This is a genomic window from Streptomyces sp. NPDC002446 (assembly GCF_053595675.1).
In genome coordinates this window covers 22,747-40,694 of record NZ_JBSFYC010000013.1, presented here as the reverse complement: position 1 = coordinate 40,694, position 17,948 = coordinate 22,747, and the positions used below count along the sequence as shown (strand labels likewise).

Here is a 17,948-nt window from a genome sequence, read left to right as displayed (position 1 = left end):
TGGCCTGGAGACGAGCGCGATCGTCGCGTTCGCCGAGGGCTCAGTCATGGATGGAGCGCGTATGCGCGAGTACGAACCCGTTGGCCGGGTGAAGGGCATGAGCCGTGAGGAGCTGCTGGAGCTTCCCGCTGCCGTTGACCTGGAGACGGGCAACCGGGCGTTGGGGCTCGGGCGGAGCATGGGGTACGAGCTGGCCAAGCGCGGCCAGTACCCGTGCAAGGTGCTGCGACTGGGCAATGCCTACCGGGTGGTGACCGCCGACTTGCTGGCCTTGCTGGGGCTGGCCGCGTGAGAGCGGGGAGCCATAGCAGACCGTTCTGCGCTGAGCTGACACAGAAACGCTGGACTGTGGCGGGGCGTGGACGTACTGTCCGTGGTCCCTCGCAGTACGCGAACGCTCGCGAGAAGGGGGAGAGCCCCCGGCGGTGCAACGCCGGAGGCCCGATGACTCCCCACCAGTCCCATGTGAACCGACCCGGCGGCCAGGGCATGCGCGCCCGCAACCGCCAGAGGAGCTGCCTGGTGCAACCCGAGAACCCCGAGTCCTCTTCCGCCCCTGCCCAGGCTGTCTGGCCCGCAGCGGCCATCCCCGGCCAGCCCGGCGCCCACCTGCGCGCCGCGCAGGCTGACAGCGCCGATCCGGACCTGAGCGGCGATGCGGAGGCCCGTAGCGCCGACGAGGCGGAGGCGCCGAGCGAGCCGGTGGCGATACCCGACGTGGAGCCGACCTACGGCTCGGAACTGCTGGATGAACTGCGCGCGCAGATCGCCCAGTTCGTGATCCTCCCGAGCAAGGAGACGCTGGATGCGGTGACGTTGTGGGTGCTGGCGACGCATCTGCAGGCGGCGTGGCAGCACGCCCCGCGCCTGGCGGTGGTGGGGCCGGCGAAGCGGTGTGGCAAGTTGCGTCTCCTTGACGTACTGACCGAGACGGTCCACGACCCGATGCTCACCATCAACACCACACCAGCGGCGATCTTCCGGTCCATCGACGCGGACGATCCGCCCACGCTCCTGGTGGACGAGGCGGACACGATCTTCGGCTTTCCGAAGGTGGAGGAGAAGAACGAGGAGATGCGCGGCCTGCTCAATGCCGGGCATCAGCGGGGTCGTTACGTGACCCGGGTCGTCGGCAACGACCACATCCCGCACCGGTTCGCGACCTTCGCCATGGCGGCCATCGCGGGCATCGGCGACCTGCCCGACACGGTCATGGACCGGGCGGTGGTCATTCGCATGCGGCGCCGGGCGGAGGGGGAGAAGGTCAAGCCGTTCCGCTCCCGCCGCGACATCCCTGCCCTGCATGATCTGCGTGACCGCATCGCCGAGTGGGCCAGGCCACTGCTGGATGAGGCCGCCAACCTGGAACCGGCCATGCCGGTCGAGGACCGCGCCGCCGACACCTGGGAGCCCCTGGTGATCGTCGCTGACCTGGCGGGCGGCCACTGGCCGCGCCTGGCCAGGACCGCGTGCGCGCAGATGGTCGCCGCCGAACGTCAGGTTACGGCTACCTCTGCGCAGTGATCGTCGGCGTCCGCGGCTGGGACCACGGGAACGGTTGAGGGCGAAGTCCGCTGCGGTCCCGCCGAGCCCCGTAGGCGCGGGGCCGTATCGATGTGCAGCTCCGCCGCGTGGGCGCGACTGGCCACGACGGTGCCGCAGACGAGGAACGTCCGGCTACCCTGCGCTCAGGCCAGCAGTGCGGCCCGTAGTTCCGGGTCGCGCAGATGGTGGAGAGTCTCCTCGCCGAGGTCGAAGGCGAACGCGGCGGACGCCCTTGGCAGCATGGCCTGCCGCAACATGAACTGGGCGACGTCGGCAAAGGGCTGGTTCCGGATGGTCCGTACGGCGACGGCCATCTTCCGCTCGTTTCCCTGCTCTCTGCCGGACAGCCAGCCGTCCACACACATGACAACCCCGTCCCGCGCGATGCACCGGGCCTCGGGAAGGTCGTCCCGGTTGAGTCCGCAGACCCGCTCGGTCTGGCGGCCTTTCTCCGTTCGCCCGAGGTACAAGCCAGTGTCGAGGCCCAGGTATAGGTGATCGAAGGGATCCTCGGTCGTCGGGTCGATTAGCAGGGGTGCGCCGGTTTCGGGATCGCGTGGAAACCTGTCCTTCTTGTGAGTGCTATTGCACTCTGAGCAAGCCAACAGATGGTTGAGCCAGTCGAAGGTCCGCAGTGGGTTTTCGGCAATCGGCTCGAAGTGGTCGATGTCCGTGCTCAGATCATCGCCGCAGTACATGCAGCAGCGGTTTCCGTGAGCCATCTCGCGGAGCACCCCGCGCAGGGGAGTGACGAGGTTGCGCCGATGCGTCGTGTTCTTCCACAAGCCTCTCGCCTCGGAGACACGCACATCGCTGGAGAACTCGTTGATCTGCTCGGTCAGACGTACCGCCCGCGCGGCCAGTTGACGCGGCAGCTCGACACGCTGCACCCGAATCATTCGTCGAGAACTCCGAGGCGCTTCAGACGAGCCTGCAACTCGGTGGCGCGCGTCCGGGGGGAACTGCTCAACCTAGCGCGCAGCGTCGCGTGCCGGGCCTCCTCGTCGTCAGTCGCCTCGCCGGTGACGACACGCGCCTCCAACTCCACCAACTCCTGCCGGAGGGCACGGGCTTGTTCGGAGTAAGGGGTGTCGAGGCCGAACAGCTCGGAGAGGACGGCATCGTCACCGGTGCCGTACACGATGCGTTGCCGCAGCTCTTCGGAGACCGGCCCGGGGGAAGCGTTGTCGGTTGGGCCAGGTACGCGGATCAGGCCGCCTGGATCGGAAGCCTGGCAGACGTATGGGCTGTGTGTGGTGACGATGAACTGTACTGCGGGGAAACGGGACTTCAGCCAGTCCCCGATGCGTTGCTGCCACGAGGGATGCAGGTGAGCGTCCACCTCGTCGATGAGGACGACGCCGGGGTGCGGCAGGTAGGTGCGTTGGTGCTCCGTGCGGAACGTAAGCTCCCCGTAGGCGGCGTGCATCTGGCGCACGATGTCCAGAACCAGTGCCACCACGGTCCGTTGCCCATCGCTCATGCGGCGCAGCTCGATCAGGGGTCCCTCGGCACCGTCCTCACCGCCCAGGTGCCGTAGCCACATTCCGTCGGAGTCCACATCCTCGATGTGGTACGGCTCGGGCAGTAGCCCGCCGTTGAGGAAGTCGATGACCCCGTACTTGAGTGCGGCGGCTCCGGGCTTGTTCTCCAGCGCCCGCAGGTGGAGAGACAGCAGCCAGTCGAACGCCTCGGTCAGCGCGGACTGTTCCTCGAACAGGGTGCGCAAGGCGGCCGTACGGTCAGGTACCTGTGGCGTTCGCTCGTACAGACCGGTGCCGGTGAGCCGGCGGAAGGGCCCGTACGCGGCGTGGAACCAGCCCGGGGGTGGAGTCGACGACCACAGATAGTCGAGGACGCTGCGGGCGCTTCTCTCTCGGTCCTGCTGGAACACAAGTTCGACCGGAGGGTCGTCCTGACCGGGTTCCGACTCCCATTCCGGCTCCCAGAGCGCCACGGCGGTGATCTTGTCCGGCTCGCGAGTGCCTGTGTCCACGCCAGGGTCGGGCAGGACGTCGACCGCCAGCTTCCCCTGGGACGCTCCATAGGACAACTGGGTCTCCAGGTCCCCGTCGAGCTGCCCGGCCCGTCTCGGTCCTGCGAGCCCGATCGCGATCGACCGCAGCAGCGTCGTCTTCCCCGACCCGTTGCGCCCCGCAAGCACCGTCCAGCCCGCATATCCGCCGTCAGGCCGCTCGAAGTCGAGGTCACAGGCACGAGGCCCGTGGAATCCACGGAACCCGTTGATCCTGAGCCTCGCCACGTACACCGGCCGGTCCTCTCTTCTCCTCGTTCTGTACCGTCACCCACCGCTACCCGCAGTGACACCGCCCACTGTACGGAGCGGTTACGACACCCGCCGCCCGGGTCGGGATCTGTGCTGGCCCGATCCTGCCGTACCCCCGCGACCCGCGTACACCAGCTGTTCTAATCGGTGTACGCGCGGTGGGACAGAGTCAGCAGGGAGGGACCGTGAGCGGCACGGGGCCGGAGTGGGCAGGGAAGGCGGAGGCGGCGCTGACCGCCGCCGGATGGCGGGTGCACGAACCGGCCGACCGCAAACTCGGCGTCGAGTACGAGGCGGTGAGGGTCCGGCCAGAGGTCGATCGGGTGCTCTTCGTGCTCTATGTACGCCGCGCGATGTGCGGGATCGTCGTGTCCGGGCCGTCGGACAGTGACCCCGAGACGCTATTCGACGCGGCGGAGGCGTACGCCGCCAGAGTCGCCACTATCGACAAGAACCGCGTATGGCGGGAGCGCGGTCTGCCGCCCTTCCAATACGTCATCCACGGCGCCGCCTGGCACTTCCGCAACATCCTGGACGGAGAACGCCTGGACGGCACGTCCGCCCCCGACGCGCCCCAGGGAGGCGCCCACAGCCGCCGGGTCTTCGCCCCGCACCAGCCGACCACCCTGGACCGCTGGATGAGCGAGGCCGAGGAGAACCCGGACACGCCGACGCTGCGCGCCCGCCTGCGGCGGCTACCGGACAAACGTCTCGACCACAGGCGGCTCAGGGCCGCCCAGCGCCGCTCGATCAAGGGGCTGGAGCGGTCCTTCGCCAAGGGGCAGGAGAAGGCCCTGATCGTGATGGCGACCGGCTCGGGGAAGACGTACACCGTGGTGCAGAGCAGCTACCGCCTGCTCAGACACGCGCGAGCCCATCGGGTGCTCTTCCTCGTGGACCGCAACAACCTCGGTGAACAGGCGTACAACGCCTACCGCGGTTTCACTCCGCTTGGCTCTGAGCGACCGCTCCACCAGCAGATGCCGCTCAGGCTCTTCAACAAGGGTGAGGTCGCGGAGTCCGACAAGATCGTGATCTCCACGATCCAGCGGCTGTGGTGCAAGCTCGCCGGCATCCGGACGCCGAAGCCGGACGACGCGGAGTTCAGGGACGACGAGGACTTCAAAAAGGACCTCGACGGCTTCGGGGACTTCGAGACGAAGGCGGTGGACCGGCTGGCGGGCGACGTGGCACGCGTGAGCTACTGCCCCGAGCTGCCCCCCGACACCTTCGACGTGATCGTGGTCGACGAGTGCCACCGCTCCATCTACGGGCGGTGGCAGCCGGTCCTGGACTACTTCGACGCCCATGTGGTGGGCCTGACCGCGACGCCGATCGACGAGACCTTCGGCTTCTTCGACAACAACTTGGTCAGCCAGTACAGCTATCCGCAGGCCGTCGCCGACAGCGTCAACGTCGACTACGACATCTACAAGATCTGGACGAACATCACCGAACGTGGCTCGACCATCCCCGAGCTGAGCGAGAAGGTCCATCCCGACGGCCGGGTCGAGCGATATAACTCGGTCATCGCCAAGGTACACAAGGAGAGCAGGGCCGAACGCTGGCACACGGTGAAGGAGGCCGACCCGTACGCTCCCGTCGAGATCAACCAGCGGGTGCGTTCGAAGGACCAGATCCGCCTCGTCGTGGAGACCTTCCGGGACAAGCTGTTCACGGAGATCTTCCCGCCCGTGAATGACCGGGTGACGGGTGAGATCCAGAGCCGTGAGATCGTCCCGAAGACGCTGTTCTTCGCCCAGAACGACCTGCACGCCGACGCGATCGTGGCGGCGGTCCACACGGCGTTCGACGCGGGCCCCGGTTTCTGCCGGAAGATCACCAGCCAGGAGCCGCAGGCGAAGAAGGCGCTGAGCGACTTCCGCAACAAGCCCGGTATGCGCATTGCCGTCACCGTCGACATGATCGCCACGGGTACGGACATCCCCGCCCTGGAGTGCCTTGTCTTCATGCGGGACATCCACACCTGGTCGTACTTCGAGCAGATGAAGGGGCGCGGCGCCCGCACCATCAAGGACCACGACCTGCGGAAGGTCACCCGTGACGCCGTTCACAAGGACCGCTTCGTGATCGTCGACGCGGTGGGTGTGACCGAGCACCCGAAGGTGGACTCGCGCCCGCTGGTCCGGGACGACGAGCCCCCGGTGCCCAGTCTGGAGCGCCTGCTGACGGCCTGCGGCGAAGGCCGGGCCCTCCACGTGGACGATGTCGCCACGCTGGCGGGCCGTCTCAGCCGCCTGGGCCGCCGTCTCGACGACCAGGGCCGGGCGGTCATCGAACAGCATCTGAGCGGCCGATCGTACGAGGAGTTCGTCGTCACCCTGGTCCGGGCCGCCGACACCGACCGCAGGGCGGAGGCCCGTGCGCAGGGCGAGGTGGTGGACGAGGGCTCGGAGATCGCCGCCGCCGTACTCCCCCTCACGGACAGCGACGCACTACGGGCGGCCCTGCTGGAGGCGGCGCGCGACAGCTGGCTGCTCATCGACCACCTCAGCCGGGACCAGCTCATCGAGGCACGTGGCCTGCACGACGAGGAGGAGGCCCGCCAGGTCGTCGATGACTGGCACACCTACATGGCCGAGCATGAGGACCAGATCGCCCCGCTGCGCATCGCCTTCCACGAACGCCGCTCGCCGCGCGAGGTCCTGCGTGTGCTGAAGGAACTGATCGCCAAGGTCAGGGCGACGCGGCGGGAGTGGACGGAGGCCAGGCTGTGGAAGGCGTACGTCGACCTGGAGATCGCCAGGGGCGGCCCGCGACGCAACGCGGGCCTGGTCGAGTTCCTGTCGATCATGCGGTACGAGCTGGGGTTCGACGGCGAGGACTTCCATCCGTATCGCAGTACGGTAGAGAGCCGCCTGGAGGGATGGCTAGCCCGTCAGGAGACGGCCGGCGTCACCTTCGACGACCGGCAGCGCGCCTGGCTGCGCCGGGTCGCCGACGTGGTGGCCGCCAACGCCACGGTCAGCGTGAAGTCGCTGATGGAGGGACATCGGCGGATGGAGGGCGGCTACGGCGATTTTGTGGACGCCTTCAGGAACAGCCGGTGGGAGCCGGTCAAGCTGGTGGACGAGCTGGACAAGGAACTGGGTGCGTGAGCGGGAGCGGTAGGGGCGGAGACGGCGGGGCTTGGGGGCTTGGGCGGGGGGAACTGCCGGAGGGATGGGCTTGGGCGACGGTGGGGGAGGTCGCCGAGGTCCGATTGGGCCGTCAGAGATCACCCAAGCACGCCGAGGGCGATCACATGCGTCCCTATGTGCGTGCCGCGAATGTCGACTGGGGAGGCCTGCGGCTCGCCGACGTGAAGAAGATGAACTTCACGGACGACGAGTTCGAGACCTACCGGCTCCGGCCCGGCGACATCCTCCTCAACGAGGCCTCCGGCAGCCCGAGCGAGGTGGGGAAGCCGGTGCTGTGGAACGGGGAGATCGAGGGCTGCTGCTTCCAGAACACGCTCATTCGAGTGCGTCTTGACGAGGGCGACCCGCGTTACTTCGCTCATCTGCTCTGGTACGAGGCGGCGAGGGGGCAGTTCGCGCGGGCCACACGAGGGGTCGGCATCCGTCATCTTGGTGCAGCGAAGCTGGTGGGTTGGCATGTTCCCGTGCCACCGGTGGCTGAGCAGAGGAGGATCGCGGATGCGGTCGATGCGGGGGTGGCGCGGTTGGATGTGCTTGAACAGAAGCTGCGTGCGGCCCTGAAAGGCATCTCCGAGACTTGGAATGCGGTACTCGACGCCGTTGCAGCGGGCACCATGCCCGGAGTGGATGTGGCGGCTCCGAAAGACCACCTCGTCGAGTTGGTCGCGGAGGTAAGCGGGGGAATCCAGAAGCAGGCCCGACGACGTCCGGTGGACAACGCGTATCCGTTCCTTCGCGTGGCCAACGTGGCGCGAGGCATGCTTGACCTGGCAGACGTACACAAGGTCGAACTCTTCAAGAACGAGATCGAACGGTATCGCCTCGCAGACGGCGACCTGCTTGTTGTCGAAGGCAACGGAAGCCCCGATCAGATCGGCCGGGCAGCCGTCTGGCATGGGGAGATCGAGGACTGCGTGCATCAGAACCACCTGATCCGTGTCCGTCCGGGGCCTGAACTCATTCCTGCCTACCTGGAACTCGTCTGGAACTCGCCGACGGTTGCTCGCCGCCTGCAACGTGTCGCAAGTTCCACCAGCGGACTCCACACACTCAGCACACGGAAGCTGAAGGCGCTGACCATTCCGTTGTTTGCGTTGCAGGACCAGGAACGCCTTGTCTCTGCAGCCGAGGTGGCGCGTGCGCGTCTGAATCGGGCGAAAACAAGCGCCAGAACTGCCCTTGCGCATGTCGTTGCCCTCCGTCGCGCCCTCCTCGCCGAAGCTTTTTCCGGCCGCCTAGCCCCCCAGAAGCCGGACGACGAGCCCGCCGAAGTCCTCCTTAAGCGCATCCGCGTCGAACGCGAGGCCGCCGAGGCCGCACGAAAGGCAGCCCGACGTGCCGCCCGCACGAAGCGAAGGCAGGCGTCGACCCCGGCACCCCCACCCCACCGCGACACCCCCGCCCTCGACGGCGAACAGACCACCCTCCCACTGGAGTTCAGCTCGTGAATCAGGAAGCCCGTCGGCTCGTCGAACGTCTGTGGAACTACTGCAACGTCCTCCGCGACGACGGAGTCTCCAGCATCGACTACCTGGAACAGCTCAGCTTCCTGGTCTTCCTCAAGATGGCCGACGAGATCGAGAAGCTGAACGCATACCTGCCCGCCGAGGAACACGAGCACGTCCTCCCGACCACGGATGAGTGGAAGACCCGAGGCTGGTCTGAACTCGTCCGCCTGGAAGGCGACCCCCTGGAGCAGGCATACACCAAGCTCCTCACCGACCTGGGCCACCGCAGCGCCGCCGACGACCACACCACCCTGAGCCTGATCTTCAACCGGGCCCGCAACCGCATCGAAAACCCGGCCAACCTCCGCCGTCTCATCGTCGATCTGATCAACGAGGAGAAGTGGTACGAGGGCCGCTCCGACATCAAGGGCGCCGCCTACGAGGCACTGGTGCAACGCACCGCCCAGGACACCAAAGCGGGTGCCGGGCAGTACTTCACACCGCGCGTTCTCATCGAGTCGATCGTCCGTTGCATGCGCCCGACCCCGCAGGACACGATCACCGACCCCGCCTGCGGCACGGGTGGTTTCCTTCTCGCCGCGTACCAGCAGATCATCCGGGAGTACGGCAAGGATCTTCCCGACGAGGACCTGAACCGCCTGCGCACGAAGCAAATCTGGGGTACAGAACTGGTGCCCAGCACGGCTCGCCTGGCTGCCATGAACCTGCTCCTGCACTCCCTCGGCGACCCGGTCGGCCAGCCGCTCATCGAGGTCCGGGACGCGTTGGAGAAGCCGTCGGACCGGCTCGCCTCGATGGTCCTCGCGAACCCGCCTTTCGGCCGCGCCTCGAAGCTGGCCATCTCCGGCGGGAACGGCGATGAGGACGACGGCAACCGCGACGATGTGGCGTACTACCGCCCGGACTTCTGGCTGGGTGACCTCACCACGACCAACAAACAGCTCAACTTCCTCCAGCACATCGGGACTTTGCTCACAGACCGGGGCCGGGCAGCCGTGGTCCTCCCGGACAACGTCCTCTTCGAGGGTGGGAAGAACAGCGCGGGAGCCCAGATCCGCCGCGAACTGCTCACCAACTACAACCTGCACACCATGCTGCGCCTGCCCGACAACATCTTCCTCGCAGGCGGCGTGAAGGCGAACGTCCTCTTCTTCGACGCGGTCCCCGACCACCGCGAGGACGACGACCCGCCGAACACTGGCCAGCTGTGGGTCTACGACCTGCGCACGGGCAGCAACTTCACTCTCAAACAGCGCCCGTTGAAGGCCGAGCACCTCGCCGACTTCGAGCACCGGGCCTTCCCCGCCGACGACCCGCACCGCCAGAGCCGCAAGGAACGGCAGTCCGACCTCTTCCGCCCCTTCGACGCCAGCGAACTGCTCGCCGACGAGAGGGTGAGTCTCGACATCGGCCTGCTGGACCCCTCCGCCTCCGAGGCCGGGGAGTCACCCTCCATCGAGCAACTGACGGCCTCCGTCACCGATGACCTGAGGCGGGCGCTGGCCGAGATCGAGGCGTTTGCTCAGGATTTGGGGGTGGAACTGCCCGCCCAGGTCGACTGACCCGGGCGATACCGGTGTCCTGCGAGGTTGGGGCCTCTTCGGGTGTGGGCGGAATTTTGTGACGGTCACCGTCCACGCTCGTAGGACAACCAACCGGGGGAGTTCCGTAGTAGCAAGCTCGGCGGCGCCGCGGCCGGACGGCGGGCAGGGTCTCACCGGCGACGATGCGACTGGCTGCCTGGTGGATCACCGTGGGATCTGACCTACTGAAACTCGCGTGGGTGCCGGCCACGTGAAGACAGGCAGCGACGAGCGGAAGGAAGGGGCCGTCCAGGGCGACATCGCCGTGGAAGCCGTCCTTGCCGTCGATCGAGCGGTCCCAGCTCGTGGTCCGGTCGGTCGCCACGAGCCGTCCGGTGGCATCGCCTGCGGGGTCTGACGCCCGACCCGCACGGCCACATCGCCTGGATGATGCGTGCCCTCGCCCACCAGGCCCTCAGCCTCAAGCAGCCCCACCGGATGAGTCGACCTCGAGCCGCCTCGCTGAAGGGCTTTTCGACCCCTTGCCGTGGGTGAGTGAGTGTTCCCCAGCCAGCGTTGCGGCGTTGCCCGCACTCATTCCTGTTCGGCCTGCTCGTCAAGCAATGTCCGTGCCAGTTCTGAGAGGGTTGCGCCACCGTCCAGAGTCCACCGTGCAGGGCCCTGGACCGCCACAGGCGCTTCCTCCCAGCCGGCGAGCTCGTAGAGGTTCAGGACCAGCCGCGTCGGCGAGTAAGCACGCCCGTCTACCGCCCACACTAGGCACCGCGTACGGTCGTTCACCCAGGTTGCCTCACCGCGTCGGGAGTCCTCGGCTAGCCACGGGGTGAGCGCATCGATCTCGGGTTTGTTCCACAGACGTAGGTGGACTGGTGTCCCGTTCCTGATCTTCCCGTGGTCCACGAGGGTGGGCACAGCGTTGGGGCGGCGTGGCTTGCGCTTGCTCTCCTTTGTGGCCTTGTAGATAGCTGGCAGGTCGGGGATGACCCCTTCCCGTTCGGCGTCACGCAGGACTAGCTCCGCGAGGTGCTTACACCGCCCGGCGTCAGTGAGTGTTCCACTGAGGAACGAGGTCTGCCCGTACTCCGTGTCAATGTGGTGGATCAGCCAGGACAGGACGCGATTGGTGAGTCCGGGAACTTCTCGCAGCGCCGCGTTCCAGTCGTACTCGGGATCGTCGATACGGTCCTGATCGAGAAGCTGAAAAACCAGATGGGTTACGAGTAGGTCACCTCGCTGGCTCACGTCGGCGGCGCGCTTCTGGAACCGCTTGCGTTCTTCGTTCAGGGCGGTGCCCACAGTGCGGTGCACGAGTACCGAGCGCCAGATCTGGAAGGCCCCCGGTCGCTCCCCGAAGAGCCGAGGGTAGGCACCTCCGCTGCCACGCTCCCAGAGAAGGTCAGTGTCCCGCTTTGCGCGCACGGCGAGTTCGGTATTGCGGTGCGCACAAGCCAGGGCAATGGCGGCGTGCACCACAGAGCACCCTTCGTCCGGCGCTGGATCGGGTTCACCACGCTTAAACACGTAGGACTTTTGCAGGGACAGCATGAAGTCCTCGCGGATCATCGCCTGCACCTCGTCGAGGGCGATGAAGTCGCGTTGCTCCACATGGTTCTGCGTATTAGTTGTCTCGGTGATGCGTTGTGCGAGATCCGGCATGTCCTTGTCGACGACGATCACCTTGACCGTGACCTCGGCGTCCTCGACCGCCTCGGGGGCCGCCTTCGTGGCGCGGTGTGCCGCTGCGACGGTCTGTGCGCCGTTCACGACGCTGACCCCTGAGATGCGCAGGTGCACTGGCTCGTCCGGACGGCGGCGCCCCGGCCAATCCTCCTCCAGCTCATCGCACAGGACGGTCACGCCGTTGTTGAAGAGCCAGAAGTTCTCCGGCTCGTCCACCAGGGTGCCGAGCATGCCGGAATTGACTCGGGTTGTACCGAGGGACTGACGTAGGTTCTGCTCGTAGAGCCGGTTTTCGTGCTCCTGGTACCACTCGGCGATGTTGCTGGCTGGAACGGTGCCCTGGTAAGCGGTGAGTGGAGTGTTCCGCCTGAGCCAGTTCGTCATTCGTACGGTCACCCGCACAGGTTCGGGAGTCAGGTCCTCCCGGATCTGTTGCAGGATGTCCGCAGCATGGACCACCCGGTACTCGAGCACCGGACCGAGGCCGTTGAACTCGTTCCGGGCATCGTCGAGAACGGTTGTGGTCTCCTTGCTGAGGGTCCCCACACCCATGACAGCGATTACGAGAGTCACCTTGAGCCGGGCATCGTGCATCGCGGCGTTGACTCGTGCAGCGATTGGCTCCAGGCGGTCGTTGAAGCGGTCGAAACTTCGTTGCTCGATGAGGCGGAGACCAGCGATGAGCTTGTGCGCCGCGTTGGTGTCGAGCTTGCCCTTGCCCTCGTCACTCCACTTGGCTTGGACGAGCCAGACCTCTTGTGTGCCCTCGGTGACAGCAACGCCGTCGATGCCTTGGTCATCTTCACCATCAATGACAGAGGCGCCGGCGCTCTTGTGATCACAACCCGTCACTTCGCGTACTGCAGCCGCTGTCAACGCGCGGGAGAGGAAGCGCTGTTCGTAGCCTTGCTGGTCGTACCCTTTGAGGTCTTCGTCGTAGATGAGGCCCCGGTACTGCTGCAGAAGCGCAGTGCGGATCTGGTGGATACGGATGGGAGCCGTTGCAGCCCTGCGCTCTGTCTCTTCCAAGTCTTCCCCCAGTGCCCTGCGTTGCGTCGCCCTGACACAGTCTAGGGACAGAGCAGGAGGGCAGGGTGCTGATCGTTGCCACAGTGGGTCCTGAGCTCCGATCGCCCGACGCAGGGTCATCCCGTTGACCGTTCTCGCAGATGCCGCTGCTGACGCGTGAGCGCTGCGTGAGCGGACGGGGTGGTACAGGATGGGCCGGACGGCACGCGGGGCTTGATCTCACCTGTCTGACCTGGGAAAACGGGATTCGGTGGCACCTCCCACCCTCACCTGTCACGATCTTGCAGGCCCTCGTAATGCGTAGGTCTCGGGTTCGAATCCCGAAGGCGGCTCATCTTGAAACCCCAGGTCACATAGTTCGTGACCTGGGGTTTTATTTTGCGCTGGCGTCGGCGACCGCCGTGAACATGTCGCTGAGGTGGCTCACGCGCAGCCCATCGAGGCGCCGGTGCCCGATGTGGGGCTTGAGGTGGACGCGGATGTCGGTCCCTCGTAGCGGTTCAGGCCGGACTTCCGGATCCGCTTGCCCTCCAGCCACCGGTCGAGCCGTTCGCTCACCGTCAGGCTGCCGATGAGGTCTTGGCCGGACCGGCCGCAGCCGCATCCCCAACCGCCGGGCCGAAGCAGCCCTCCGACGCTCGGCATCACGGGCTCGGTCCCCACCCGGCTGGCCCGGGACCCCGGTCCTCTGCAACCCCAGTACAGCCCGGCGGCCAGCAGGCGCGCCATCAGGCGAGAGTGCTCGCCCTACTGCGGCAGCCCTGCCGGGCCGCGCTGTTGCCTGTCTGGGCTTGCAGGCGATGTAGAGATTTCGTGATCGCCAGACGGGCATCCTCTCCGCGTGTCACCGTTCGATTGCGCTATGAAACCGCATCCACCCTTTGAGGAGCGCGATGCCCGCACCTACCCCTGAGCAGAGCACGGCCGTAGACACCTTCCGGCGCGGGGACCACCTGGTCCTCCAGGCCGGAGCGGGAACCGGCAAGACGACCACGCTGGCGATGCTCGCGGCCAGCACGACCAAACCTGGCCGGTACATAGCGTTCAACAAGTCGATCGCGAATGACGCCGCGCGCAAGTTCCCGGCCAATGTGCGGTGCAGGACCGCCCACTCGCTCGCCTTCGCAGCCGTGGGCCGCAAGTACGGATCCCGGTTGAACGCGCCCCGGGTGCCTGGCTGGAAGACCGGCGCCTCGCTGGGCATCGCCGTCAACATGAGGGTCCGGATCGGCGATCGCAACGTCACCAACAAGGCGCTGTCCTACACCGTGCTGCGGACCGTCACCCGCTTCTGCCAGTCCGCGGACCGCACCATCAAGCGCCGTCACGTTCCCCGCCTGCGAGGTGTCGAGGCTGAGGACCTGCACGCGCAGCTCGTGGACATCGTCTTGCCGTATGCGGCCAAGGCATGGGACGACCTCCAGAACCCACAGGACGGCGTGGTCCGCTTCGATCACGACCACTACCTGAAGATCTGGGCACTGACCGAGCCGAGGATCGAAGCGGATTTTCTGCTGCTGGACGAGGCCCAGGACACCAACCCGGTGGTCGAGCAGATCTTCAACGCCCAGCGGCATCACAGCCAGTTGGTGATGGTCGGTGACTCGGCCCAGGCCATCTACGGCTGGCGCGGGGCACGGGACGTGATGAGCGACTTCGATGGCAGCCAGCTGGCTCTGTCCCAGTCGTTCCGCTTCGGCGCCGCGCTGGCCGAGGAAGCCAACCGATGGCTGCACATCGTCGACTCCCCGATTCGCCTGACCGGCACCCCGTCCATCGACACCCGGCTCGAACGCCTGGAGGAGCCGGACGCGATCCTGTGCCGGTCCAATGTCGGCGCCATGCTCGAAGTCATGCGCCAGCTGGAAGCCGGCCGCCGCGTCGCACTCGTCGGTGGCGGTGACGCACTGCGGGCCCTGGCCCGGGCCGCCCGCGACCTGAAGGCCGGCAAACGCAGCACCCACCCCGAACTCATCCTCTTCGACACCTGGGGCGAACTGCAGGAGTACGCCGAATACGACCCGTCCGGACGCGACTTGCTGCCTCTGGTCGACTTGGTCGACGAGCACGGGGTGGACGTCATTCTGCAAGCGGTGGACCGGCTCGCGGCCGAGCAAGGGGCCGAGATCGTCGTCTCCACCGCCCATAAGGCCAAGGGCCGCGAATGGGCCGCCGTACGGATCGGCGAGGACTTCGAGGAACCGGTCGACCAGGAGGAGACCGACGAGAACGGCGATCCACTGCCCGGCGACATCGACGACGCCGAGGCCCGCCTCGCCTACGTCGCCGTCACCCGGGCCCGGCACGGCCTCGACCTGGGCGGTCTGTCATGGATCAACCAGCATCCGGACGGCAACCCCGGCGGCAAATGCCTTCCCCAGGACCCTGAACGGCCCTCAGGGTGGGACGCGCTGGGGAAGCGCAGCTTTCCCCGATAGCCACAGACGACATCAGGCAGCGCATCGAACGCCTCGCCGCCGCCGACGGTGCAGAGCGTGACCAGTCGATGTCGGTGGAGCCAACGTGGGCGGGGTGCCCGGGCAGGGTTGATCGGGGGAGGGCCGGGGCGCCGTGCGGGCCGGCCGGCCTGCCCGCCTGCCCGCCGGCCGGCCGGTGTGGACGCTGCTCGGAGCAGCCTCTGTGGACGCTGCTCGGAGCCTCCGAGCCTCCGAGCCTCCGAGCCTCCGAGCCTCGGGACCTCGGACCTCGGACCTCGCGCCTCGGCCCTCCGCCCCCGCCCCCGATTCCGCCCCCGCGGAATTCAGTCGGATCCTGGAATCTTCATGGCGTGAAGCAGCCGCCGTCCGTGCCGTACCCGGGCAGGTGGCGAAGCCCGGCAGGGGCCTGTTGGGCTGGGGCGTGGTGCAGGGGCACAGGGGATGTCCAGAAAGTATGCAGAGTTTGCCCAGTTGGGTCGATGCAGACTGGCCAGCGAGCGCCAGGGCAGGCGCGGACATCTCTCGGTCGCCGCGTCTGTACCGGAAGGGGGGAGGCCCACGCATGTCGTCCAGTCTCTGGGATGCCCGCTGAATTCGACATCGCGCTCGTTGAGGGAGGCCTGGCGCAGTGAGTGCGGGCGGGTGTTTCGCGAGGGTCCTTGACTGGCAGGTATCCGGTATCCCTTTCTGCAGGTATCCGGTACCCCTCCTGAAATTCTGCGGTGGTGAACGAGCCTTGTGGCAGCGGGAATTCCTGAATTCCTCCTGCCCGGCTTCATCTTCCACCCCCGAAAAGTGCTGAACGTTTGCGGGAGCGTTGCGAGAAATTTCGGGGTGCCAGTCCGGGGGTGGCACCGCATCAGGCAGGGCGGACTCCGGGGTCCTTCGGGAACGTGCCGGGGGGCTCCGGAGCGCGGCAAGAAAATTCAATGAGGGAATTGAAGGGAAAGTGCACACACATGTCCAAAACTGTTAGTTCTGAGGCTGAGGTCGCATCCACTTCCCCGTTCATGTCCACGGCGGACAAGATTACTGCGTTGCTCGATTCGGCACCCGAGAAGGTTGACGCCGTCCTGTCAGGCAGCGAGCGGGCCCGTGTCCTGGAGGACGTGGCCGGCATCAACAAGGCCGCGGCCGGGGGCGACGCGGCAGCGCTGTACGCGCAGCAGTTCCTGCTCGACCGTATCTACCGTCTGCACACCAAGATTCCGCAGCAGGAGACTGCTGAGGGGTCCGTCGCGGTGTACGAGATAGGCCGGCTGCTGGAGACCGCCACCGCCGAGTCCCAGGACCGGCTGATCGAGCCGGGACTGCTCGAAGAGGCTCCCTCGGAGCCGCGGGCCTATCTGTCCTGGCTCAAGCAGATAGCCCGCACCCACCGGGTGTACAAGCACCCGTATTACCACGAGTTCATCCGCAACGAGGCCACCGAAAAGGACCTGCGGAACTATGTGATGCAGGAGTCGGTGGTCGACGGCCGCTTCGACGACCTGCTCGCCATGATGCAGGTGGGTACCGCGGGCGCGGCGAAGATGGAGATCGCCTCCAACTTCTGGGACGAAATGGGCAATGGTGACCACGAGCAGGTCCACACCACGCTCTTCAACAAGATCTACGAGGTATTCGAGATCACGGAGGAGGAGCTGGAGCGCTCGCTCTCTGCCACCTCTCTGCTCAACGGCAACCTCGCGCTGCTGCTGAGCCGCTACCGCACCATGTATCCGGAGGCCGTCGGCTACCTCGGTATGACCGAGTGGATGGCGCCGGACCGGTTCGTCCAGGTCGTGCACGCATGGGAGCGGCTGGGCCTTCCCGAGGTGGGGATCACCTACCACCGGCTGCACATCACCATCGACTCCCAGCACGCTCAGGGCTGGTTCCACAACGTGGTGCTGCCCGCCGCCGAGTCGGCGTACATGCGGCGTGCCATCGCGCGCGGCATCATGTGGCGCCTGAACTCCTCGGCCGCGTACCTGGATGAGCGGATGCCGTCCGCCGCCTGATTCCGCCACCCCCCCATCTGGAGGAGAACAGTCATGCCGCTCGGCAGCCAAGGCTTCACCGTCATCGACCTCCCGGATGCCTCGCCGGACATCCTGCCCAGCTACGACGACTGCCCGGTCGACGAGTACATGGGCAACGGCACTCGGTTCAAACGATTCTCGCAGTACCGCCTCACCCCGGAAGGCAGTGACGGGTGGTCGTTCGAACGACTCCCGCACCGCGACTACACGACGTACAAGAAGTTCAACTCGGTCGGCGGCGGCATCCGCCGTGTCTACGAGCCGATCAAGGTGGACTTCACCCCGCTGATCGGGGTCGGCATCCGCGAACTCGGCCTCGACAGGTCCGAGGCCTGGCAGATCAACGTCCACCAGAACAGGACCCGCGCCGACGGCGGCAAGCCGGGGCCGCTCACCCCTGAGGGCGTGCATCACGACGGGCACGAGTTCGTGATGATCGCGATCCTCAACAAGGTGAACGTGGCGGGCGGCACCACCCGCCTGTGGAACCCGGGGGCCGACGAGCCCTTCTGGAGCGGCACCCTCGAACCCGGCCAGGCCGTCCTCCTCGACGACCGGGCGCTGGCCCATGACGTCACCGACGTGCTGTCCGCCGACGGCGGTCCGGGCCACCGGGACATCGTGATCGTCGCGTTCTCCCGCTGGGCGGAGAAGTGGTACGGCGACGAGCACGACGCCGCAGCGCTCGCCGAGAAGTAGGACCGAGACGCAGGGCCGTTCCGCGGAGGGACGACGCCCCGGAGCGGCCCTGCGCCCGCCACGTGACAGAGA

10 protein-coding genes and 2 pseudogenes are annotated in these 17,948 nt (G+C 66.8%); 8 read left to right on the top strand and 4 right to left on the bottom strand.

Annotated elements, in window-relative coordinates; all coding sequences use genetic code 11:
- Positions 1 to 61: 61 nt before the first annotated feature.
- Together ACWD6P_RS10395 and ACWD6P_RS10390 are read left to right on the top strand one after the other, a co-directional pair.
- Positions 62 to 292, top strand: coding sequence for a hypothetical protein (locus ACWD6P_RS10395; protein WP_451443623.1), 231 nt, complete (start codon positions 62 to 64; stop codon positions 290 to 292).
- A gap of 230 nt (positions 293 to 522) precedes the next feature.
- Positions 523 to 1,494, top strand: a pseudogene (locus ACWD6P_RS10390) (DUF3631 domain-containing protein); the annotation flags it as partial.
- Between the two features lie 194 nt (positions 1,495 to 1,688).
- Here ACWD6P_RS10390 and ACWD6P_RS10385 read toward each other — a convergent pair.
- Positions 1,689 to 2,444: an HNH endonuclease gene (locus ACWD6P_RS10385; RefSeq protein WP_451443622.1), complete on the bottom strand. Its 756-nt coding sequence runs from the start codon at positions 2,442 to 2,444 to the stop codon at positions 1,689 to 1,691.
- Positions 2,441 to 3,808, bottom strand: a complete 1,368-nt coding sequence (locus ACWD6P_RS10380) for an AAA family ATPase (RefSeq protein ID WP_451443621.1) — start codon at positions 3,806 to 3,808, stop codon at positions 2,441 to 2,443. The genes ACWD6P_RS10385 and ACWD6P_RS10380 overlap by 4 nt, the downstream gene beginning before the upstream one ends.
- A 209-nt stretch (positions 3,809 to 4,017) precedes the next feature.
- On the opposite strand from ACWD6P_RS10380, the gene ACWD6P_RS10375 reads away from it, so the two are divergent.
- The 3 genes from ACWD6P_RS10375 to ACWD6P_RS10365 are packed head-to-tail and all read left to right on the top strand — an operon-like array spanning position 4,018 to position 10,024.
- Entirely contained in the window at positions 4,018 to 6,951 is a 2,934-nt protein-coding gene (locus tag ACWD6P_RS10375) for a DEAD/DEAH box helicase family protein (protein ID WP_451443620.1), read from the top strand.
- Positions 6,900 to 8,441 carry a restriction endonuclease subunit S gene (locus tag ACWD6P_RS10370; RefSeq protein WP_451443619.1) on the top strand — a complete coding sequence of 514 codons (1,542 nt, stop codon included), beginning with the start codon at positions 6,900 to 6,902 and terminating at the stop codon, positions 8,439 to 8,441. The genes ACWD6P_RS10375 and ACWD6P_RS10370 overlap by 52 nt, the downstream gene beginning before the upstream one ends.
- On the top strand, positions 8,438 to 10,024 hold the full coding sequence (locus ACWD6P_RS10365) for an N-6 DNA methylase (RefSeq protein ID WP_451443618.1): 1,587 nt from the start codon (positions 8,438 to 8,440) through the stop codon (positions 10,022 to 10,024). Before ACWD6P_RS10370 ends, ACWD6P_RS10365 begins: the two co-directional genes overlap by 4 nt.
- 555 nt (positions 10,025 to 10,579) lie before the next feature.
- On the opposite strand, the gene ACWD6P_RS10360 is transcribed toward ACWD6P_RS10365, so the two are convergent.
- Together ACWD6P_RS10360 and ACWD6P_RS10355 are read right to left on the bottom strand one after the other, a co-directional pair.
- On the bottom strand, positions 10,580 to 12,715 hold the full coding sequence (locus ACWD6P_RS10360) for an AIPR family protein (protein WP_451443617.1): 2,136 nt from the start codon (positions 12,713 to 12,715) through the stop codon (positions 10,580 to 10,582).
- A gap of 376 nt (positions 12,716 to 13,091) precedes the next feature.
- Positions 13,092 to 13,303 (bottom strand): annotated as a pseudogene (locus ACWD6P_RS10355) (tyrosine-type recombinase/integrase); the annotation flags it as partial.
- A 305-nt stretch (positions 13,304 to 13,608) separates the two neighbouring features.
- Between ACWD6P_RS10355 and ACWD6P_RS10350 the strand changes: the two are divergent.
- From ACWD6P_RS10350 to ACWD6P_RS10340, 3 genes are all read left to right on the top strand, one after another.
- On the top strand, positions 13,609 to 15,153 hold the full coding sequence (locus tag ACWD6P_RS10350; protein ID WP_451443616.1) for a UvrD-helicase domain-containing protein: 1,545 nt from the start codon (positions 13,609 to 13,611) through the stop codon (positions 15,151 to 15,153).
- A 1,037-nt stretch (positions 15,154 to 16,190) separates the two neighbouring features.
- Positions 16,191 to 17,156, top strand: a complete 966-nt coding sequence (locus ACWD6P_RS10345) for an iron-containing redox enzyme family protein (RefSeq protein ID WP_451443615.1) — start codon at positions 16,191 to 16,193, stop codon at positions 17,154 to 17,156.
- Between the two features lie 33 nt (positions 17,157 to 17,189).
- Positions 17,190 to 17,876, top strand: coding sequence for a 2OG-Fe dioxygenase family protein (locus tag ACWD6P_RS10340; protein WP_451443614.1), 687 nt, complete (start codon positions 17,190 to 17,192; stop codon positions 17,874 to 17,876).
- The last annotated feature ends 72 nt before the right edge of the window (positions 17,877 to 17,948 follow it).

Bases quoted from the DNA above. Each gene is read 5' to 3' on its own strand.
- ACWD6P_RS10395 (WP_451443623.1), top strand. From the start codon at position 62: ATGCGCGAGTACGAACCCGTTGGCCGGGTGAAGGGCATGAGCCGTGAG.
- ACWD6P_RS10385 (WP_451443622.1), bottom strand. From the start codon at position 2,444: ATGATTCGGGTGCAGCGTGTCGAGCTGCCGCGTCAACTGGCCGCGCGG.
- ACWD6P_RS10350 (WP_451443616.1), top strand. From the start codon at position 13,609: ATGCCCGCACCTACCCCTGAGCAGAGCACGGCCGTAGACACCTTCCGG.
- ACWD6P_RS10340 (WP_451443614.1), top strand. From the start codon at position 17,190: ATGCCGCTCGGCAGCCAAGGCTTCACCGTCATCGACCTCCCGGATGCC.